The organism is Streptomyces galbus (assembly GCF_005280195.1).
GTDB classification, from domain to species: Bacteria; Actinomycetota; Actinomycetes; order Streptomycetales; family Streptomycetaceae; genus Streptomyces; species Streptomyces galbus.
This window is the reverse complement of the sequence record NZ_SZPR01000018.1, coordinates 93,840-114,061: the sequence shown is the minus strand read 5'-3', so window position 1 is coordinate 114,061 and position 20,222 is coordinate 93,840. Positions and strand designations below refer to the sequence as shown.

Here is a 20,222-nt window from a genome sequence, read left to right as displayed (position 1 = left end):
GGCGGGGTGCGGAACTCCGGCATCCCGCCCGCCCCTAGTCACCTTGCTCACGCCTGCGTTCCGCCATCAGGCGGGAGCCCACCAGGCGTTCGCCGAAGACGTCGTCCGGATTGGACAGCACGCAGGTGCTGAGCGACAGGCAGCCGCAGCCGATGCAGTCGGTGAGGTGGTCGCGGAGCCGGTTGAGCTGCTTGATGCGTTCGTCCAGCTCCGAGCGCCACGCCTCCGACAGGCGGGCCCAGTCCTCGCGGGTCGGGGTGCGCTCCTCGGGCAGCCGGGCCAGGGCCTCGCGGATCGTGGCCAGCGGGATGCCGACCCGCTGGGCCGCCCGGATGAAGGCCACCCGGCGCAGGGTGTCGCGGCTGTAGCGGCGCTGGTTCCCGGGCGTGCGCCGGCTGCTGATCAGGCCTTTGGCCTCGTAGAAGTGCAGGGCCGAGACCGCGGCGCCGCTGCGCGCGGACACCTGGCCGACGGTCAGCTCGTGGATCTTCTCCGGAATCTGGGGCACTCACCGGAGCCTACCCACCGCGCCGGGGCCGCCGTCCGTTGACATCGCCCCGCCACCCGAGCATGCTAAGCAGTTGCTTAGACATCGCGGAGACCGAGCGAGAGGCCGGGAACATGGCAGAACCGAGGACCTTCACCTCCCCCGACGAGCTGAAGGCGGCCGTGGGCGAGCAGCTGGGGTACACCGACTGGGTGGAGGTCGACCAGAAGCGGATCGACCTGTTCGCCGAGGCCACCGGGGACCACCAGTGGATCCACGTCGACCCGGAGAAGGCCGCCGCGGGCCCCTTCGGGACCACCATCGCGCACGGCTACCTCACCCTGTCCCTGCTCCCGCTGTTCGGCCCGCAGCTCATCAGCGTCGAGGGCGTGAAGATGGGCGTCAACTACGGCACCAACAAGGTCCGTTTCCCCGCCCCCGTGCCCGTCGGCTCCCGGCTGCGCGCCACCGCGACGATCACCGGCGTCGAGGACGTCCCGGGCGGCGTCCAGGTGGCCGTGGCCTTCAGCGTGGAGCGCGAGGGCGGCGACAAGCCGGTCTGCGTCGCCGAGTCGGTCTCCCGGTACTACCTGTAGGCCACGGCCGTACGGCACGGCGCCACGCGCACCACGCGCTACTCCGCGCCCACCATCCGCAGCACGAGGTCGGCGTACAGCGCGCCGACCTCCTCGGGGGTGCGCGGCCCGTCGACGTTGAACCAGCGGGCCACGTCGATGCACAGCGACAGCACGGCGAGCGTGGTGCCCTTGACGTCGATCACCCGGAACTCGCCCGAGGCCACGCCGTCCTCGACGATCCCGCGCACCTCGGCGTCCACCTGGCGCCGCAGCTCGAGGATCTCGGCGCGGGCGTCGGGGCCGAGCGCGTCCAGTTCGTACTGCACGACCCGGGCCGTGGTGCGCCGCCCGGCGTGCCAGCGGACGAAGGAGCTGACGGCGTCGGCCAGGCGCTCGGTGGCGGTGCCCTCGCGCCGGGCGGCCGTGCGCAGGATGTCCAGGGCCTTGTCGTGCCCGATCCGGCTGATCCGGTGGAGCAGCTCTTCCTTGGTCTTGTAGTGGATGTAGAGCGCCGCCGGGCTCATGCCGGCGCGGCCCGCGATGTCACGGGTCGTCGTCGCGTGGTAGCCGCGCTCGGCGAAGGCCTCCACGGCGGCGACGAGCAGCCGCCGGGCCGCGTCCGGGGTGACCTCTTCCCACGGCTCGATCTCGCCGCCGGCCGTCTCCTCCGCCGTACTCATCGCTCGCTCGCCCCTTCCGATGACAGAGGCACCACCATACCGCCGAAGGTGAGCGGCCGCTTAGGGCGGCCGCTCACCGCGGGGTCGGGGAGGGTTTGCGGGCGCCCCCGACCCGGTGGTGGTGTCAGAGTTTCTCGAAGGGGTCGTGCTCGGCGAGGAGCTTCTCCAGGCGGGCCTGGTCGACCCGGCTGACGATCTGCCCGGCCTCCTGCCGGTCCCGGATGACCTTGGCGAGGGTGAAGGCGGAGGTGACGAGGTAGAGGACCGCGATGGCCAGGAAACCCCGCACCCAGGCGTCGGCGTCGAGCCGGACGATCCCGACCGCGGTGGCCGCCATGGCGACCGCGAAGGAGGCGACGGCCTGCCCGTAGAAGGCGGCCGTGCTCTGCTGCTTGACCGGTGTGTCGCTCATGGCAGGAGCATCGCCGCCCGGCCGGGCGGGGCACATCCGCCCGGGTACTCAGGGGGTACTCAGAACGCGGCCCCCGTCCTCAGAAGGCCGAGACGCCGGTCAGGGCGCGGCCGATCACCAGCTTCTGGATCTGGCTGGTGCCCTCGTAGAGGGTCATCACGCGGGCGTCGCGCAGGAGCTTGCCGGCCGGGTACTCGTCGATGTAGCCGTAGCCGCCGAAGACCTGCAGGGCGTTGTTCGCGGCGCGCACGGCCGCCTCCGAGGCGAACAGCTTGGCCTTGGACGACTCGACGGCGAAGGGCCGGCCCCGGTCGATCAGGTCGGCGACCCGCCAGGTCAGCAGCCGGGCCGCGTCCACGTCGAGGGCGATGTCGCTGATCAGCTCCTGCACCAGCTGGTGGTGGGCGATCGTCCGGCCGAACTGCTCGCGCTCGCCCGCGTGCCGCACCGCCGCGTCCAGGGCCGCCTGCGCTATGCCGACGCAGCCGGCCGCCACCGACATCCGCCCCTTGGCGAGGGCCGACATGGCCACGGAGAACCCCTTGCCCTCCTCGCCGAGCAGCGCGGAGGCGGGCACCCGCACGTCCTCCAGCACCAGTTCCGCCGTCGCCTGGCCGCGCAGGCCGAGCTTGCCGTGGATGGCGCGCCGAGTCAGGCCGGGGGTGTCGGCGGGCACGAGGAACGCGGAGACGCCCTTGTGGCCGGGGGCGTCCGTGGAGCGCGCGAACAGCAGCACCACGTCGGCCCAGGTGCCGTTGGTGATGAACATCTTGCTGCCGTCGAGGACGTACGCGTCGCCGTCGCGCACCGCCCGGGTCGTGAGGTTGCCGGCGTCGGAGCCCGTGCCGGGCTCGGTCAGGCCGAAGCAGCCGACGTACGCGCCGGAGGTCAGGCCGGGCAGCCACTGCCGTTTCTGCTCCTCGCTGCCCCACGCGGCGATGGTCTTGGCGACCAGGCCCAGCGAGACGGAGACGATGCCGCGCACCGAGGAGTCGCCGCGGCCGAGTTCCTCGGTGACCAGGCAGTACGCGAGGTGGTCGCCACCGGAGCCGCCGTACTCCTCGTCGATCGTCAGGCCCAGGAAGCCGACCTCGCCGAGCTTCTTCACGATCGAACGGTCCACCTCCTCGGCCCGGTCCCAGGCGAGGGCGTGCGGGGCGACCTCGCGTTCCACGAAGTCCCGGGCGAGCCGCCGCACGGCGGTCTGCTCCTCGCTGAGCTCCAGGTTCACCACGAGATCACCCCACAGAGGTCGGGCCGGACGGCGGATCTTGAATGCCGTACTTTTAAATTAGCACTGCTAGTTTCCAGTGCGCAGCCCTACTATGTGCGCCATGGCCCGACCGCGCAAGCCCTTGCTGAGCACCGACCGGATCGTCGAGACGGCCCGGGAACTCGTGGACGCGGAGGGGCTGGCGGCCGTCTCCACCCGGCGGCTCGCGGCCGAGCTGGGGGTGAGCGGGCCCTCGCTCTACAACCACTTCCGCACCAAGGACGAGATCCTGGAGGCGGTGGCGGACTCGGTGAGCGCGCAGGTGGACCTGTCGATGTTCGAGGACGGCCGGGACTGGCGGACCGCGCTGCACGACTGGGCCGTCTCCTACCGGGCCGCCCTGCGCGACCACCCCAACATCGTCCCGGTGCTCGCACGCGGCCCCGGCCGGCGCCCGGCCGCGCTCCGGCTGGCCGACGCGGTCTACGGCGCGATGGTCGACGCGGGCTGGCCGGCCGCACAGGCGACCTCCATCGGGGCACTGATGCGGTACTTCATCATGGGCTCGGCACTCGGCTCGTTCGCCGGGGGCTTCGTGGAGGACCCGAGCGCCTACGACCCGGCCGACTACCCGCACCTCGGACAGGCCCACCTCCTGGCCGAACAGCAGGAGAAGATCGACGAGCGGGCGTTCGAGACGGGGCTGACCGCGCTGCTGGACGGACTCGTGGCGCAGTACGAGCAGGTCGCCCGGGGCCGGTGAGACCGGCACCGTCCCCGTGCCCATGCTTCGGCGGTCGCCGAAGTGTCCGTGCGCGATGCTGGGTCCATGACCACCAGGGACCCCCGGGTACCGGGCCTCGCCCGGCTGGCCGCGCTGATCGCCGACGAGACACGGGCCGCGTGCCTGCTCGCACTGCTGGACGGGCGGGCCTGGACGGCGGGTGAGCTGGCCCGGCACGCCGGCGTGGCCGCCTCCACGCTCAGCGAGCACCTGAGCCGGCTCGTCGCGGGCGGGGTGCTCGCGGAGGAGCGGCAGGGGCGGCACCGGTACGTGCGGCTCGCCGACGCGCGGGTCGCCCAGCTCGTGGAGGACCTGGCCGCGCAGGTCGCGCCCGGGGAGGCCGTACGGCCCCGGACGCTGCGGGAGGCGAGCGCCGGGTCCGCGATGGCCCGCGGCCGCACCTGCTACGACCACCTCGCCGGGCGGCTCGGCATCGCGGTGACCGACGCGCTCACGGAGCGGGGGCTGTTGCGGCAGGACACGGGGTTCGCGCTGACGGACGCGGGCGTGGAGTGGTTCGGGCGGGTGGGCATCGCGCTGGACCGGTCCGGGCGGCGCCCGCTCGCCCGCGGCTGCCTCGACTGGACGGAACGCAGGCCGCACCTGGCGGGGGTGGCGGGGGCGGCGCTGTGCCGGCATGCGCTGGAGGCGGGGTGGTGCGTGCGGGTGGGGTCCGAGCGGGCGGTCGTGGTGACGGCGGCCGGGGAGCGGGAGTTCTTCGCGGTGTTGGGGGTGTCGGTGGAGGGGGTGCGGTGAGGGGCCTGGGGTGCGGCGTCGGGGGTGGGGGTGCGGTGAGGGGCCGTGGGATGCGGCGTCGGGGGTGGGGGTGCTGGTGGTGTGCCGGGTGCGGGTGCGTGGGGGCTGGTCGCGCAGTTCCCCGCGCCCCTGAGGTGGGTCAGCCCCAGCCCGGTCGCGCAGGAACCCGCGCCCCTGAGGTGGGTCAGCCCCAGCCCGGTCGCGCAGGGCCCCGCGCCCTTAGGTGGGTCACCTCGACCTGATCACACAGGGCCCTTCGCCCTTCTTGTCCGATGTCCGCCGGGATCGAGGCGTTCCGGTGTCTACCCTTCAGGAGCATGATGCGCAGCCAGTCCGACCGGACCCGGGTTCTCGCGGCGGGGGCCGCCTGTGTCACCGTCGTGGCGTGGGCCTCCGCCTTCGTGTCGATCCGGAGTGCGGGCGGTGCCTACTCACCGGGTGCGCTGGCGCTCGGCAGGCTGGTGTCGGGGGCCGTGGTGCTGGGCGCACTGTGGGCCGTGCGGCGGGAAGGGCTGCCGCCGAGGTCCGCGTGGCGGGGCATCCTGCTGTCCGGGGTGCTGTGGTTCGGGTTCTACATGGTCGCCCTGAACTGGGGCGAGCAGCAGGTCGACGCGGGGACGGCCGCGCTCGTGGTGAACGTGGGGCCGCTGCTGATCGCGCTGCTCGGGGCCCGGCTGCTCGGCGACCCGATGCCGCCGCGGCTGCTGGCGGGGATGGCCGTGTCGTTCGCCGGAGCGGTGACCGTCGGGTTGTCGATGTCGGGCGGGGGCGGGTCCTCCGTGTTCGGCGTGGTGCTGTGCCTGCTGGCCGCCGTCGCCTACGCGTCCGGCGTGGTGGCGCAGAAGCCCGCCCTGGCGACGGCGAGCGCCCTGCAGGTGACGACGTTCGGGTGCCTGGTCGGGGCCGTGGCCTGTCTGCCGTTCGCCGGGCAGCTGGTGCACGAGGCGGCGAAGGCGCCGGTGTCCGCCACCCTCAACATGTTCTACCTGGGCGTCTTCCCCACCGCCCTCGCCTTCACCACCTGGGCCTACGCCCTGGCGCGCACCACGGCCAGCCGGATGGGCGCGACCACCTATGCCGTGCCGGCCCTCGTCGTGGTGATGTCGTGGCTGGCGCTGGGCGAGGTGCCCGGGGTGCTCACGCTGGTGGGCGGGGCGCTGTGCCTGGCGGGTGTGGCGGTGTCCCGGTCGCGGCGCCGCACGCGGGAGCGGGCCGCGGCGCGGGAGCCGCGGCCCGAGAAGGTCACCTGAGCGTCGTCAGAAGACGATCAGGGCCCTGCCTCCCTTGCCCGCGAGCATGTGGTCGAACGCCGTCGGGATGTCGTCCAGGGTGATGCGCTCGGTGACCAGGGAGGCCAGGTCCAGGCGGCCCTCGCGGATGTGGGTGGCCAGGACCGGGAGGTCGGCCGCCGGGTCGGAGTTGCCGTAGACGCAGCCGGAGAGGGTGCGGCCCCAGTGGAAGATCTCCAGGGCGTTGAAGGTGACCTGCTGGTCGGTGCCGCCGATGCCGACGACCGTGGTGCGGCCGCCGCGCCGGGTGGACTCCCAGGCGGTGCGGATCGTCACGGCGCGGCCCACGCACTCCACGGCGACGTCGACGCCCTGCTTGCCGGTGAGGGCGCGGATCTCGCGGGCGGTGTCGGAGGAGGCGACGAGGTAGTCCGTGGCGCCGGCCGCCCGGGCCAGCTCCTCCTTCTCCGGGGAGACGTCGACGGCGACGATCTTGGAGGCGCCGGCGATCCGGGCCGCCTGGAGGGCCGCGAGGCCCACCCCGCCGACGCCGAAGACGGCCACCGTCTCGCCCTCGCGGACCCGCGCCGAGTGGTGGACGGCGCCGTAGCCGGTGAGGACGGCGCAGCCGAGGAGGGCCGCGTCGGTGAGGGGGATGCCCTCGGGCAGGGGCAGGAGGCAGGAGACGGGGACGACGGTCTCCTCGGCGAACGCGGCGACGTTGAGGCCGGGGTGGAGGTCGGTGCCGTCGGTGGTGCGGGCGTACACCTCGGCGGCGCCGCTGAGCGCGTCGGCGCACAGCCAGACCTCGCCGAGCCCGCAGGCGTGGCAGCGGCCGCAGGAGGGCGCCCAGTTGAGGACGACCCCGTCGCCCGGGGCGAAGCCGGTGACGCCCTCGCCGACGGCGACGACGGTGCCCGCGCCCTCGTGCCCGAGGACGGCCGGGACGGGCACCCGCAGGGTGCCGTTGGCCAGCGAGAGGTCGGAGTGGCAGACCCCGGCGGCGGCCAGGCGGACCCGGACCTGCCCGGGGCCCGGTGCGGGCAGCTCGATCCCGGTGATGTCCAGCGGGGCGCCGATGGCGGGCAGGACGGCGGCACGTACGGCCATGTCTGGTGGACTCCCTTAGAACTGGAGGGACTTGGTCTGCAGGTACTCGGCGAGCCCGTGGGCCCCGAGTTCCCGGCCGACGCCCGACTGCTTGTACCCGCCGAAGGGCGCGAGGGGGTTGAAGCGGCCGCCGTTGATGTCGACCTGGCCGGTGTCCATGCGGCGGGCGAAGGCCACGGCCTCGGCCTCGTCGCCGGCCCAGACCGCGCCGGCGAGGCCGTAGACCGTGCCGTTGGCGATGCGCAGGGCGTCCTCCTCGTCCTCGTAGCGCAGGACGGACAGGACGGGGCCGAAGATCTCCTCCTGGGCGACCGTCATCTCGGGGGTGACGTCGGCGAAGACGGTGGGGCTGACGAAGTAGCCGCGCTCGCGCGGGGGTTCGGCGCCGCCCGCGACGAGCCGGGCGCCCTCGGCGACACCCTTCTCGATGTAACCGCGCACCCGAGCCTGCTGCTTGGCGTTGACCAGCGGGCCGATGCGGTCGCCGTACTTGGCGGCGGCCGTGCGTGCCAGCTCGACCGCCTCGTCGTACTGGTCGCGGTGGACCAGCATGCGGGTCCAGGCGCTGCACGTCTGCCCGGAGTTGGACATCACGTTGGCGACGCCGACGTTGACCGCCTTGGCGAGGTCGGCGCTCGGCAGGATGACGTTGGCGGACTTGCCGCCGAGTTCCAGCGCGACCTTCTTGATCGCGGCGCCCGCGGTCGCGGCGATGGTGCGGCCGACGGCCGTGGAGCCGGTGAAGGAGACCAGGTCCACCCCGGGGTGCTCGGCGAGGGCCTGCCCGGCGACCGGGCCGAGGCCGGTGACCAGGTTGAACACCCCGGCCGGGACGCCCGCGTCGTGGACGGCCTCGGCGAAGAGCTGGGCGACCAGCGGGGTGTCCTCGGCGGGCTTGAGGACGACCGTGCAGCCGGCCGCCAGGGCGGGGGCGACCTTCGCGACGACCTGGTGGAGCGGGTAGTTCCACGGGGTGATGGCGGCGACCACGCCGACCGGCTCGTGGAAGACGGTCGAGTTGCCGACCTTCTCCTCGAAGGCGTGGCGGGCGGCCAGGTCGGCGTAGGAGCCGGCGACGGCGATCGGGACGGCCGCGTGGACGGCCTGGGAGAAGGCCAGGGGAGCGCCGAGTTCGGCGGTGACCGTCTCGGCGATCTCGTCCTTGCGGGCCACCAGCGCGTCCCGCAGGGCGGACAGCCGGGCGGCCCGCTCGGCGGGGGCGGTGGCCGCCCAGCCGGGCAGCGCGGCGCGGGCGGCCCGTACGGCCGCGTCGACGTCCTCGGCGCCGGCCGCCGGGACCCGGGCGATCACCTGCTCGTCCACGGGGTCGACGACGTCGATCACCTCCCCGCTCAGGGCCGGGCGCCAGGCGCCGTCGAGGTAGATGCCGTCGTGTGCCTTCATCGCGTTCCCTCCGGGCGGTCCTCGTGGTCCGCACCCCAAACTAGCGGTGTTAGTTTTCTGGCACCAGGGGTGACCGGGGCGCGGACGGGCCGCTTCGGGATCACTCTTCCAGATCGGGGAGCCGGGCCGGGGTGGGGCAGATGCGCTCTCCGTGCTGGTCGAAGACGAACAGGTGGGCGACGTCGACCAGCAGCGGCACCTGCATGCCGTGCCGCAGGTCCAGGTCGGGTGTGGTGCGCACCACCAGGTCGCCGGGGAGGCGGACGTCGGCGGCCACCGGGGCCGGGTCCGCCTCGGGGGGCTCGTCCAGGACCACCACGGGGCCGGCCCGCAGACTGCCCGCGCGCTCGCGCAGCCGGTCCAGCACGGAGCCGTCGCGGCGCCGGCGGCGCGACGGCCGCGACGCCGGGCGGGGCGCCTCCAGCTCGGGGACGACGGCGGGGCGCGAGCCGGTGTCGAAGTGGACCAGCGCCTCGTGGCCCTGGAACTCGACGTGTTCGACCAGCCCGGTGATCAGCGTCTCGCCGGGCCGGGCGGTGGAGGGGTCGGCGATGCGGACCGCCTCCGAGCGCAGGCCGACGATCACCTCCCGGCCCTGCTGCACGCGCAGCAGCCTGTGGTCGACCGACAGCGGCTCGGGCAACCGCAGCGCCTGCTTGCCGAGGCTGATGGTCATGGCACCGTCGAGCGGGGCGCGGACCACCCCGCGCAGCAGGTTGATGCGCGGGGTGCCGATGAAGGCGGCGACGAAGATGTTGCGGGGCAGGGCGTAGACCTCGCGCGGGCTGCCGACCTGCTGCAGGACACCGCCGCGCAGGACGGCCACCCGGTGGCCCAGGGACATGGCCTCGGCCTGGTCGTGGGTGACGTAGACCGTGGTGACGCCGAGGTCCCGGGTGAGGTGGGAGATCTCGGCGCGCAGATGGCTGCGCAGCTTGGCGTCCAGGTTGGACAGCGGCTCGTCCATCAGGAAGGCCGACGGGTGGCGGGCGATGGCCCGGCCCATGGCGACGCGCTGCCGTTCGCCGCCGGAGAGCTGGGCCGGGAAGCGGTCGAGCAGGTCCTCGATGCCGAGCATGCGCGCGGTGGCGTCCACCCGGGGGGCCGGGTCGGCGCCGGGGGCCTCGATGCGCAGCGGGAAGCCGATGTTGTCCCGGCTGCTCATCGAGGGGTACAGCGCGAAGTTCTGGAAGACCATCGCGATGTCGCGGGCGGAGGGCAGCAGGTCGTTGGCGGGTTCGCCGTCCAGCAGCAGCTCGCCCTCGGTGATCTCCTCGAGGCCGGCGATCATGCGCAGGACGGTCGATTTGCCGCAGCCGGAGGGGCCCAGCAGGACCAGGAACTCCCCGGGTTCGATGTGCAGGGTGAGCCGGTCCACCACGCGGACGCCCTTGGCGTAGACCTTGCTCACGTCGTGCAGAGAGATGGCGCGTGTCATGAGAGTCGTCCCCGATCCAAACGACAGACCCTTGGTGCTCCGCGGTCTGGGCCGCCCCGTGCGGGTCGTACGGGGCGTATGAGTCACGGAAGTTAACGGACTGTGCGCGGCCGGGGAAGAGAGGCGACGAGGAATCGGGCGGTCCGGTCCGAGGGATGAGAAAGCGGACGCCGTGGTTCGGCGGGCCGGGGCGGTGGGGCGGCGCGGGACCGTCCCCACCGTCCGGTCATTTCACGGCGGTCAGGTGGGCGAAGACCACCACGTTGCTGGTGTAGCCGGTGCGCCGGGTGAACAGGCCCCCGCAGGTGATCACCCGCAGTTCGGCGCGCTTGGACGGGCCGTAGACCTCCTTGTCGGGGAACCCGGACTTGTCGAACACCCGCACGCGGTCCACCGTGTAGACGGCCGTCCGGCCGTCCGCGCGCCCGACCTCGATGTGGTTGCCGGGCTTCACCTCGGCCAGCGCGGCGAAGACGGCGGGTCCCGTCGTGGTGTCGCGGTGGCCGACGGCGATGGCGGTGCCGGGTGCGCCGGGGGTGGGCCCGGCCTGGTACCAGCCGACGAGCTTGGGCCGGTCGACCGGCGGTGTCGACAACTGCCGGTGGTCGTCGAGCCGCAGGCCGATGACGGGCGCCTTGATGCCCAGCGCGGGGACGCCGAAGGTGGTCGGCCGGGACGGGGGCAGCGGGGTCGCGGGGGGCTTGCCCGCGGCCTTCGCGTCCGCCCGCCCCTTGCCGCCCGCCGCGGTGCCGGACGCGGTGGCACCGGTGCTCGGGCCGGCCTTGGACCGGGACGCGGACGGCGCCGGGGAGGGGCTCGCCGTCCCGGCCGGGGAACGGCTCGCCGCGGCGCCCCGCGCGGGGGACGCCGAACCGGCCCGGGTGGGCCGCGCGCCGTCGTCGTCGGTCTCCCCGGGGAGCGGGTCCCCGCGGGCGTCGGCGCGGCCCGGGGCGCCCGCGGCCTCCGCCCGCTGGGGCACGGACGGCCGGTCGTCACCCCCGCACCGCACCCCCGCCGTCACCAGGACGACCGCCAGCACGGCCGTCCTGGTGAGGCGGAAGGCACGCGTCCGGTGCCACGGCCGGCGTCTGCGCCGAGGCCGGGTCCGTGACGTCGCGTCGTCCGCCCGCAGGACGGGCTCCGCCGCGTCCGGTGCGTACTCCCGGCGTGCCGGGCGGACGCCCGCGTACGGGCCGTACTCGGAGGTTCGCCCGGGGCGGCGGGAGCGGCTGCCGGACGCCGCGGGGCCGGGGCCGCCTCCTCCGGGCGAGGGACCCTGCGGACGCGGCCTAGGCGGCACCATGGGTGCGCCGGCGCGTCTTGCGGACGTACAGGGCGGCGCCGACCGCTACGACACCGACCCCCGCCGCGGCGGCCACCGGGCTGTAGGCGGCCGCGGTGTCGACGAGGCCGCCGCCGCCCGCGTGCACACCGCCCTTGGGGCCGCCCTGCTCGCCCTGGCCCCAGCCCGCGTCGCCCTGCTTGTCCTGGATCTCCCCGGGGCCCTGCTCGCCCTCGTGCTTGCCGTCGTGGCAGTTGACCCGGAAGACCTTCTCCTTGGGGACGCCCGCGACGATCCACGTGATCTTGTACTGGCCGTCGGCCAGCCCCAGCGGGTCGGTGTGCCCGGCGCCGCCCGCGAGCGGGATGGTGCCGGTGACGGTGGCGGCGGTGGGCAGCGGGGGCTGCGCGAGGATCGTGTACGCGATGGTCGGCAGCGTGTCGAAGTTGACCGCGTCCAGGTAGAAGCGGCAGACCAGCGGGTCGTCCTTGGAGACGCCGAAGGGCACCTGCTCGCGGTGGACCCGGATGTCACCGGCCTCGCCCTGGGCGACGGCGGCGGGCGCCGCGAGGAACGACGCGCCGGAGGCCGCGAGGGCGGTGAGGAGGACGGCGGCACCGACGCGGGAGCCGTGGGGGCGTGGAAGTGTCAGGGTGGGCATGCATTCCTCCGAGTCAGGACGATTTTCATACAAATCGCTCTTTCGCCTCGGACTCTCTGCCATGCACCCCCGCGCGTCGCGGCAGCGACGCGCGGCACGCCGTCAGATATCGCTCGTACGGCGCAGTCCCGGCCGCCCGCGCCGCTCCCCCGCCTCCGGGCGCGGCGCCGTCCCCGGCGCGCGCAGCGCCACCCCCGCCGACAGGAGCAGCAGCGCCCCCAGCAGCACGAACGGGGCCGCCACGCCCGCGAGGCCGGCGATCAGGCCCGCGCCCGCGGGGGCGGCGGCCTGCCCGAGCCGGTTGCCGGTCAGCCGCAGCGCGAGGGCGGTGGACCGGGCGTCCTCGGGCGCGGCCTGCACGACCGTCGTCATCGACAGCGGCTGCCCCACCCCGAGGCAGAAGCCCAGCACCGCGAGCATCGCGCCCAGCGCCCACACCGGCACGGGCAGCGCGACGCCCGCGCACAACAGGGCCGCCAGCGCGCAGGTCACCACCAGCAGCGCGGTGCGGCCGAGCAGCCGCAGCAGGGGCGTGAGGACCAGGCGGCAGGCGATCGAGGCCGCCGCGCGCACGCTCAGCAGGACGCCCACCACCGACGGGGCGATGCCCCGGTGCTCGCCGACCACCGGCAGGTAGGCGGTGAGGATGTCGGTCGCGGACAGCACCGACAGGCTCACCAGGATGCCGGCGGGCACGCCCCGGGTGCGCAGGATGCGGCCCACCGGGACCCGACTGCCGCCTGCGGTACGGTTCTTGGCGGCCGTGTCGTCCTCGATGCGCCACAGCGAGGTGAACGCCACCGCCGCGCCCGCCCCCGCGACCAGCAGGGCGAGCGCGCTGCTGCCGGCCCGGTCCGGCCCGCCGATCAGCCCGCCCGCGGCGATCGGCCCGGCCAGCTGGCCGAGGGAGGCGCCGATGGTGAAGTGCCCGAAGTTGCGGTCCTGTTCGTGCGGCGCGGACTGCCGGGCGACCAGTGACTGGGCGCCGATCACGAAGCACAGGTGGCCCAGCCCCATCACCCCGCTCCACAGGGCCATCGCCACGAGGGACCCGGTGAGGCCGCTGAGCGCGCAGCCCCCCGCGATGAGGACCACGCCCACCGGCAGCAGGGGCGCGCAGCGGCCGTGGTCGGTGCGCCGGCCCAGCGGGACCGCCGCGAACAGCGGGAACAGGGCGTAGACACCGGCGATGACGCCGACCGCCCGCTCGTCGGCGCCCAGCGCGAGCGCCCGGTAGGAGACGGCGGGCCGGGCCATCGACACCGCCCCCTGCGCGCAGCCGAAGGCGATGACGAGGCGGAGCAGCCAGCCGCGGTTCCCACCGGGCGCCATGGGTCTTCCTCCGTGGGGTGAACCGTCGGTGGTCCGTCGGTGGTCCGTGGGGTGTCCGGGAGGGGAGGTCAGACGATGCCGAACAGGACTGCGGCGCCGAGCACCACGAGCGAGGTCAGCGCCGCCCACTTCACCACGAACCGGGTGTGGTCGCCGAACTCCACCTTGGCCATGCCGACCAGGACGTAGACGGCCGGGACGAGCGGGCTGGACATGTGCAGCGGCTGGCCGATGATCGAGGCGCGGGCCACCTCCACGGCGGAGACCCCGTGCGCCTGCCCCGCCTCGGCGAGCACCGGCAGGATGCCGAAGTAGAAGCCGTCGTTGGACATGAAGTACGTCAGCGGGATGCTCAGCACGCCCGTCACCACGGCCATGTGCGGGCCCAGCCCGGCGGGGATGTTGTCGACCAGCCAGGTCGCCATGTGGTCGACCATGCCGGTGCCCTGCAGGACCCCGGTGAAGACGGCGGCGGCGAAGACCATGCCGGAGACGTTGAGCACGTTCTCGGCGTGCGCGGCGATGCGGGCCTTCTGGTCGGGCATGTGCGGGAAGTTGACGGTCAGGGCGAGCGCGGCGCCGAGCAGGAACAGCACCGGGATGGGCAGCCACTCCATGATCATGGCGGTGAGCAGCGCGACGGTGAGCAGCGCGTTGAACCAGTACAACCGGGGGCGCAGGGTGGCGCGGTGGGGGTCGAGGCCCTGCAAGGTGTCGTCCTCCGGCTGCCCGGACTCTCCCGGGTGCGCACCGGCGCCGGGGCCGGAGCCCGCGGCGGGGCCGCCGGCACCCGAGCCCTTCGCGGTACCGCCGGCGCCGGACCCGGCACCGACCAGCACCGTCTCCGCCTCCGGCTCCTTCTCCGCCTCCTCCACCAGGACCTCGTCCAGCGTCAGCACGCCGAGCCGCTTGCGCTCGCGGCGGCCGAGGACGTACGAGAGCGCGAGGACGAACAGCAGGCCCATGGCGAGGGCGGGGATCATCGGCACGAAGATGTCACTGGCGTCGATCTTGAGCGCGGTGGCGGCGCGGGCGGTGGGGCCGCCCCACGGCAGCGTGTTCATCACGCCGTTGGCCATCGCGGCGACGCCCGTCATCACGACCAGGCTCATCTTCAGGCGCTTGTAGAGCGGGTACATCGCCGAGACGGTGATCATGAAGGTGGTGGAGCCGTCGCCGTCCAGGGAGACGATCGCGGCGAGCACCGCGGTCCCGACGACGATGCGCAGCGGGTCGGCCCGGCAGAACTTCAGGATGCCCCGCACGACCGGGTCGAAGAGACCGACGTCGATCATCACGCCGAAGTAGACGATCGCGAACATGAGCATCGCCGCGGTCGGGGCGAGCCCGGTGACGCCGTCGAGGACGTAGTCGCCGAGCCGGGCGCCCTTGCCCACGAACACGCAGAACAGCGCGGGTATGAGCACGAGCGCCGCGATCGGCGACATCTTCTTCAGCATGATCAGGACCAGGAAGGTCGCGATCATGGCGAAGCCGAGGAGGGTCAGCATGAGTGGATACCTAACGTTCGCCCTTGAACATCCCACCTGGGGGTCGGCGGTGCGTTGACGTTAGGACCCGTCGTCCGGCGTTAACAAGACGTTGACGTGCGAGCAATAAGCGCAAAACCGCTGGTCACGGCTTTGCGCTGCTCAGCGCCTCGATCTTTTCGGCCACCGGGACCACCTCGACGGGGAAGCCGTTGAGGACCGCGTTGCCCGACAGCGGGTCCAGCAGGCTGCCGTCGAGGAGCTGGTTGACGTTGACGCCGGGCTCGGCGGAGGCGTGGCCGAGCCGGGTGCCGGGGCGGTCGTGGCCCCAGCCGTGCGGCAGGCTCACCACCCCGGGCCGTACGTCCTCGGTGACCTCCGCGGGGGCGGTCACCTCTCCCCCGGCGCCCCGGACGCGCACCGGCTGCCCGTCGCGCACACCGAGCCGCTCGGCGTCCGCGGGGTGGACGTGCAGGGTGCAGCGGTTGGAACCGCCGGTGAGGGCCGGGACGTTGTGCAGCCAGCTGTTGTTGGAGCGCAGGTGGCGGCGGCCGACGAGGACCAGCGCGGCGGGGCTCGCGGTGAGCGCCTGCCGCAGGCGGGGCAGGTCGGCGGCGATCGGCTCCGGCAGCAGCTCGACCTTGCCGCTGACGGTCTTCAGGGGCTGCGGCAGGCGCGGGCGCAGCGGTCCGAGGTCGATGCCGTGCGGGTGCTCCAGCAGCCGGGCGAGGGTCAGTCCGTCCGGCCGTGCGCCGAAGCCGTCGCCGTAGGGGCCGAGGCGCAGCATCAGGTCGAGCCGGCGCTCGGGGCCGTCCTCGCCGGTCAGCGCGGCGGCGAGTTCCTTCGGGTCCCGGCCGTGGACCGGGGAGTGCGGGTCCCCGACGGCCCGGCCGAGGGTCTGGGCGACGACCGTGTCGTCGACGGCCGAGGGGTCGGTGCCGTGCAGGCCGGTGACGGCCAGGACCAGCCGGGCCATGATCTCGGTCTCGGCCATGCGGCCGGGGGCGAGCGGCACGGCGGGGCGGTTGTAGCGGACCTGGTGGCGCACGGCCAGGGTGTTGAACGCGAAGTCGTGGTGCGGGGCTTGGGAGGGCGGCGGCGGGGGCAGAACGACGTGGGCGTGGCGGGAGGTCTCGTTGAGGTACGGGTCGACGCTGACCATGAACTCCAGCGAGTCCAGGGCCTTGTCGAGCCGGTCGCCGTCGGGAGCGGACAGCACCGGGTTGGCGGCGACGGCGATCAGGGCCCGGATCGGCTCGCCCTGCTCGGTCGCGGTGTCGATCTCCTCGGCGAGGGCGGACAGCGGCAGCTCGCCCTTGGCCTCGGGGTGCCGGCTCACCCGGGAGTGCCAGCGGCCGAGGGCGAAGCCGCGGCCGGGTCCGGCGGGCCGCGGGGTGCGGTCGGTGGCGGCTTGCGGGAAGAGCGCGCCGCCGGGCCGGTCGAGGTTGCCGGTGAGGACGTTGAGCACGTCCACCAGCCAGCTCGCGAGCGTGCCGTGCGGCACCGTGCAGCTCCCGATGCGGCCGTAGACGGCGGCGGTGGGCGCGGCGGCCAGCTCGCGGGCCAGCGCCCGGACGGTGTCCGCGTCGACGTCGCAGGCGGCGGCCACGCTCTCGGGCGTGAAGTCCGCCAGGGCGGCGCGGAGTTCGTCGAGGCCCTGGACGTGCGGCGCCAACTCCCCGAGGCGGACCAGGTCTTCCTCGAAGAGCACGTGGGCCGTGGCCGCGAGCAGCAGCGCGTCGGCGCCGGGGCGGATGGCGACGTGCCGGTCGGCGAGGCGTGCGGTGCGGGTGCGGCGCGGGTCGATGACGGTGAGGGTGCCGCCGCGGGCCCTGAGCGCCTTGAGCCGGCCGGGGAAGTCGGGGGCGGTGCACAGACTGCCGTTGGACTCCAGGGGGTTGGCGCCGATCAGCAGCAGGTGGTCGGTGCGGTCGAGGTCCGGTACGGGGATGGCGTTGGCGTCCCCGAACAGCAGCCCGCTGGAGACGTGCTTGGGCATCTGGTCGAGCGTGGAGGCGGTGAACACGCTGCGGGTGCCGAGGCCGGCGAGCAGCACCGGCGGGTAGAGGCCGCCGGCCACGGTGTGCACGTTGGGGTTGCCGAGGACCACGCCGACGGCGTGCGGCCCGTGCCGTTCGACGACCGGGCGTATCCCGGCGGCGACCGCGTCGAACGCCTCCTGCCAGGTCGCCTCGCGCAGCTCGCCGTCCCGCCGGACGAGGGGGCCGCTCAGCCGGTCCGGGTCCCCGTCGACGGCGGGGAAGGCGGCGCCCTTGGGGCACAGGAACCCCTTGCTGAAGACGTCCTCGCGGTCGCCGCGGGCTCCGGTGACCCGGGTCCCCTCGACGGTCAGGGTCAGCCCGCAGGTGGCCTCGCACAGGGGGCAGATTCGCAGGGCGGTGCGGGACACGGGTCCTCCCGGTGGGACGCGGCGACGGTGGGCGGTACGGCGGTTGCGGCGGGCACGGCGGTCATGGCGGGCACGGCCGGACGCCCGCGGCGGCGGGGACCGGCGCCGGCGCCTGGCGCGAGCATACCGACCGGTATGCATGGGCGACAGTCCCCCCGACGGCGGGCCTGCGCGAGCCCTGCGTCCGGGTCAGCCCGCCGCCCGCGGTCCCCCCAGCGCGCGCTCCAGGTACGCCCGCAGCAGCGCCCGCATCTCCGCGATGATCTTCTCGTCGCCCTCCGGGTCCCTGCGGAAGGCCAGGTGGATGAGGGTGTCGGCGGTCTCCACGGCGACCAGGAAGGTGCGGCGCAGGTCCTCGTCGACGGCACGGTCGAGGTAGCCGGAGAGCAGGGCGGCGAGCCGGTCGGCGACCCGGGTGTTGGGCTCGGCCTGGCGGGAGCCGACCGGGATCTGGTTGCCGAAGTCGACCAGGGAGAAGCCGGGCGCGGTGCGTTTCATCGCGAGGTACTCGTCGAGCACCGCGTCCATCGCCGCCCGCCAGTCGGCGCCGCCCGACGCCGTCAGCCGTTCGGTGACCCGCTCCGACCAGCGCTCCAGGTTGCGCTGGGCCAGCGCGTCGGCCATCTGCCGCTTGTTGCCGAAGAAGCGGTAGACCGAACCGATCGGGACGCCGGCGCGCTGGGCCACGGCACGGGTGCTCAGGTCGTCGTAGCCGACCTCGTCGAGCAAGGCGGCGCAGGCGTCCAGGATCCGGGTCAGGCGTTCGGCGCTGCGTCGCTGCATGGGCGCGCGACGCAGGGGGGCTGGGGGCACGGCGTTCATGATGCCGGTCCGCCGGACCCCGGTGAACCCTCCCCGGACGCGGTGATGTCCGCCGTCCTCTCCACCGGCTTGCCGTCCACCGCCCACACCGTGCCGTCGTCGGCGTACAGGCGTGCCGTGACGTGGTGGATGCCGTGCGGGAGGTAGCCGGCCGGGATGCGGTGGGCGCGGGCGCGCAGGTCGGCGACCGGGGCGTGGTCCACGTAGAGGCGGGCGAAGCCGCGGCCGGCGACGGCCCGCGCGGGGGCGCCCTGCGGGGAGAGGCGGAAGTGGCGCAGGGTGAGCCGGACGTCCCAGCTGCCGTCGGTGTCCGGCTGCACCTCGATGCCGACCTCGGGCGCCCGGGCGCCCTCGACCTGGCGGTAGTGCCGGCCGTCCTCGTCGGTGTCCTGCAGGACCTTGCCGACGGGGGCGGTGGACTCCCCGGTCCCCCGGCTCCCCGGGCTCTCCTGCCGGCCCTGCTGCTGGTTGGTGTGCCGGTCCCCACCGGAGTCGCAGCCCGTGGATCCGGTCAGGAGCAGGACACAGACCGCGAGCGCGGCGGGGAGGGCGCGCGTCCACGACATGGCGGGAGCCTAGAACACGGGTCCGACAGCCCGGATCCGCCTGAAGTCGGGTTCTCGGCGGCCGGTGATCGTCCTCCCAGAGGAGGAGGGCCGGAGCCCGTGTGCGGCCCTTGCGCGACGGAAATCGCAATCCTATGGTGTGGCACAGGAATCGGATCGCAAGGGAGCGAGCGACGATGAGCGATGGGGGCACCCCCCGCGCGGGCGGGCCGGAGCGCGAGGACGCGCGCAAGGCCGCCGAGGGGCTGACGTACCTGTCCGGCTTCGGCAACGAGCACTCCTCCGAGGCGGTGCCCGGCGCCCTGCCCGAGGGCCGCAACTCGCCGCAGCGCGCCCCGCTCGGGCTGTACGCGGAGCAGCTCAGCGGCACGGCGTTCACCGAGCCGCGGGCGCACAACCGCCGCTCCTGGCTGTACCGCGTCCGCCCCTCCGCCGCGCACCCGGCGTTCACCCGCACCGGCAACGGCGCACTGCGCACGGCGCCGTTCACCGAGACGGTGCCCGACCCCAACCGGCTGCGCTGGGACCCGCTGCCCGAACCGCCGCGGGGCACCGACTTCCTGGCCGGGCTGTGGACCCTCGGCGGCAACGGCGACGCCACCCAGCGCACCGGCATGGCCGTGCACCTCTACCACGCCGACACCTCGATGGAGCGCGTCTTCAGCGACGCCGACGGCGAGCTGCTGATCGTCCCGGAGCACGGCGGACTGCTGCTGCGCACCGAGTTCGGCCTGCTGCACGCCGAGCCGGGCGACGTGGCGCTGGTCCCGCGCGGGGTCCGCTTCCGGGTGGAGCTGCTGGACGCGACGGCCCGCGGCTACGTCTGCGAGAACTACGGCGCCCCGTTCCGCCTGCCCGACCTCGGCCCGATCGGCGCCAACGGCCTCGCCAACCCCCGGGACTTCCGGGCGCCGGTCGCCGCGTACGAGGACGTCGAGGGGCCGGTGGAGGTGGTCAACAAGTTCTGCGGCAACCTCTGGACGGCCACCTACGACCACTCGCCGCTGGACGTCGTGGCCTGGCACGGCAACCTGGTGCCGTACGTGTACGACCTGCGCCGCTTCAACGTCATCGGCACGATCTCCTACGACCACCCGGACCCGTCGATCTTCACCGTGCTGACCTCGCCGTCGGACACCCCGGGCCTGGCCGGCGTCGACTTCGTGGTGTTCGCGCCGCGCTGGCTGGTGGGCGAGGACACCTTCCGGCCGCCGTACTTCCACCGCAACGTGATGAGCGAGTACATGGGGCTGGTCGAGGGCGCCTACGACGCGAAGACCGCCGGGAAGGGCGGGTTCGTGCCCGGCGGCGGCTCGCTGCACAACATGATGTCGGCGCACGGCCCGGACCGGGAGACGTTCGACCGGGCGAGCGCGGCGGAGCTGCGGCCGCAGAAGGTCGACGACGGGCTGGCGTTCATGTTCGAGACGCGCTGGCCGGTCACGCTCACCGGGCAGGCGGCCGGCGCCGACCACCTCCAGCCGCGCTACGACGACGTCTGGCGGGGCCTGGAGCGGCACTTCCGCCCGGAAGCGTAGCGTCCCGGCCGGTTGCGCCGGAGATCCGCT

Annotated in this window: 19 protein-coding genes; 5 read left to right on the top strand and 14 right to left on the bottom strand. The window is 74.2% G+C overall.

Translation table 11 applies throughout. The features are described from left to right. Positions 1 to 34: 34 nt before the first annotated feature. The gene (gene soxR, locus E4U92_RS21680; protein WP_137302109.1) at positions 35 to 508 is read right to left on the bottom strand and encodes a redox-sensitive transcriptional activator SoxR; all 474 of its coding nucleotides are present in this window, start codon (positions 506 to 508) and stop codon (positions 35 to 37) included. A gap of 113 nt (positions 509 to 621) precedes the next feature. Between soxR and E4U92_RS21675 the strand changes: the two genes are divergently transcribed. Continuing rightward, a complete protein-coding gene (locus E4U92_RS21675) occupies positions 622 to 1,083 on the top strand; it encodes a MaoC family dehydratase (protein WP_067235078.1) in 462 nt (153 codons plus the stop codon). Between the two features lie 38 nt (positions 1,084 to 1,121). On the opposite strand, the gene E4U92_RS21670 is transcribed toward E4U92_RS21675, so the two are convergent. The 3 genes from E4U92_RS21670 to E4U92_RS21660 form a co-directional block, all read right to left on the bottom strand. Continuing rightward, positions 1,122 to 1,745 carry a TetR/AcrR family transcriptional regulator gene (locus tag E4U92_RS21670; protein ID WP_137302108.1) on the bottom strand — a complete coding sequence of 208 codons (624 nt, stop codon included), beginning with the start codon at positions 1,743 to 1,745 and terminating at the stop codon, positions 1,122 to 1,124. A 124-nt stretch (positions 1,746 to 1,869) separates the two neighbouring features. Continuing rightward, positions 1,870 to 2,157 (bottom strand): YiaA/YiaB family inner membrane protein, encoded by a 288-nt coding sequence (locus E4U92_RS21665; protein ID WP_137302107.1) that lies wholly within the window; start codon positions 2,155 to 2,157, stop codon positions 1,870 to 1,872. A 79-nt stretch (positions 2,158 to 2,236) separates the two neighbouring features. Further along, on the bottom strand, positions 2,237 to 3,388 hold the full coding sequence (locus E4U92_RS21660) for an acyl-CoA dehydrogenase family protein (RefSeq protein ID WP_137302373.1): 1,152 nt from the start codon (positions 3,386 to 3,388) through the stop codon (positions 2,237 to 2,239). 103 nt (positions 3,389 to 3,491) lie between these two features. On the opposite strand from E4U92_RS21660, the gene E4U92_RS21655 reads away from it, so the two are divergent. The 3 genes from E4U92_RS21655 to E4U92_RS21645 all read left to right on the top strand — a co-directional run bounded on the left by E4U92_RS21655 (position 3,492) and on the right by E4U92_RS21645 (position 6,160). After that, a complete protein-coding gene (locus E4U92_RS21655; RefSeq protein ID WP_137302106.1) occupies positions 3,492 to 4,133 on the top strand; it encodes a TetR/AcrR family transcriptional regulator in 642 nt (213 codons plus the stop codon). A 66-nt stretch (positions 4,134 to 4,199) separates the two neighbouring features. Then, on the top strand, positions 4,200 to 4,910 hold the full coding sequence (locus E4U92_RS21650) for an ArsR/SmtB family transcription factor (protein WP_137302105.1): 711 nt from the start codon (positions 4,200 to 4,202) through the stop codon (positions 4,908 to 4,910). Positions 4,911 to 5,227: 317 nt separating this feature from the next. Then, on the top strand, positions 5,228 to 6,160 hold the full coding sequence (locus E4U92_RS21645) for a DMT family transporter (RefSeq protein WP_137302104.1): 933 nt from the start codon (positions 5,228 to 5,230) through the stop codon (positions 6,158 to 6,160). 6 nt (positions 6,161 to 6,166) lie between these two features. Here E4U92_RS21645 and E4U92_RS21640 read toward each other — a convergent pair whose 3' ends face one another. The 10 genes from E4U92_RS21640 to E4U92_RS21595 all read right to left on the bottom strand — a co-directional run bounded on the left by E4U92_RS21640 (position 6,167) and on the right by E4U92_RS21595 (position 18,654). After that, on the bottom strand, positions 6,167 to 7,249 hold the full coding sequence (locus E4U92_RS21640; protein ID WP_137302103.1) for a Zn-dependent alcohol dehydrogenase: 1,083 nt from the start codon (positions 7,247 to 7,249) through the stop codon (positions 6,167 to 6,169). A gap of 15 nt (positions 7,250 to 7,264) precedes the next feature. Further along, on the bottom strand, positions 7,265 to 8,653 hold the full coding sequence (locus E4U92_RS21635; RefSeq protein WP_137302102.1) for an aldehyde dehydrogenase family protein: 1,389 nt from the start codon (positions 8,651 to 8,653) through the stop codon (positions 7,265 to 7,267). Positions 8,654 to 8,753: 100 nt separating this feature from the next. Next, on the bottom strand, positions 8,754 to 10,091 hold the full coding sequence (locus tag E4U92_RS21630; protein WP_137302101.1) for an ABC transporter ATP-binding protein: 1,338 nt from the start codon (positions 10,089 to 10,091) through the stop codon (positions 8,754 to 8,756). A 226-nt stretch (positions 10,092 to 10,317) separates the two neighbouring features. Further along, complete coding sequence (locus E4U92_RS21625; protein WP_229862663.1) at positions 10,318 to 11,130, bottom strand: class F sortase; 813 nt, start codon at positions 11,128 to 11,130, stop codon at positions 10,318 to 10,320. Positions 11,131 to 11,380: 250 nt separating this feature from the next. Further along, positions 11,381 to 12,034 (bottom strand): hypothetical protein, encoded by a 654-nt coding sequence (locus E4U92_RS21620; RefSeq protein ID WP_137302100.1) that lies wholly within the window; start codon positions 12,032 to 12,034, stop codon positions 11,381 to 11,383. 102 nt (positions 12,035 to 12,136) lie between these two features. Further along, positions 12,137 to 13,366: an MFS transporter gene (locus E4U92_RS21615; RefSeq protein ID WP_137302099.1), complete on the bottom strand. Its 1,230-nt coding sequence runs from the start codon at positions 13,364 to 13,366 to the stop codon at positions 12,137 to 12,139. Positions 13,367 to 13,434: 68 nt separating this feature from the next. Beyond that, positions 13,435 to 14,877, bottom strand: coding sequence for a CitMHS family transporter (locus E4U92_RS21610; RefSeq protein ID WP_137302098.1), 1,443 nt, complete (start codon positions 14,875 to 14,877; stop codon positions 13,435 to 13,437). A 124-nt stretch (positions 14,878 to 15,001) separates the two neighbouring features. Then, on the bottom strand, positions 15,002 to 17,266 hold the full coding sequence (locus E4U92_RS21605) for a molybdopterin oxidoreductase family protein (protein WP_137302097.1): 2,265 nt from the start codon (positions 17,264 to 17,266) through the stop codon (positions 15,002 to 15,004). Between the two features lie 189 nt (positions 17,267 to 17,455). Next, positions 17,456 to 18,088: a TetR/AcrR family transcriptional regulator gene (locus E4U92_RS21600; RefSeq protein WP_137302096.1), complete on the bottom strand. Its 633-nt coding sequence runs from the start codon at positions 18,086 to 18,088 to the stop codon at positions 17,456 to 17,458. Then, positions 18,085 to 18,654, bottom strand: a complete 570-nt coding sequence (locus E4U92_RS21595) for a hypothetical protein (RefSeq protein WP_137302095.1) — start codon at positions 18,652 to 18,654, stop codon at positions 18,085 to 18,087. Before E4U92_RS21595 ends, E4U92_RS21600 begins: the two co-directional genes overlap by 4 nt. A 176-nt stretch (positions 18,655 to 18,830) precedes the next feature. Here E4U92_RS21595 and hmgA point away from each other — a divergent pair, with 176 nt between their 5' ends. Further along, entirely contained in the window at positions 18,831 to 20,192 is a 1,362-nt protein-coding gene (gene hmgA, locus E4U92_RS21590) for a homogentisate 1,2-dioxygenase (RefSeq protein WP_137302094.1), read from the top strand. The last annotated feature ends 30 nt before the right edge of the window (positions 20,193 to 20,222 follow it).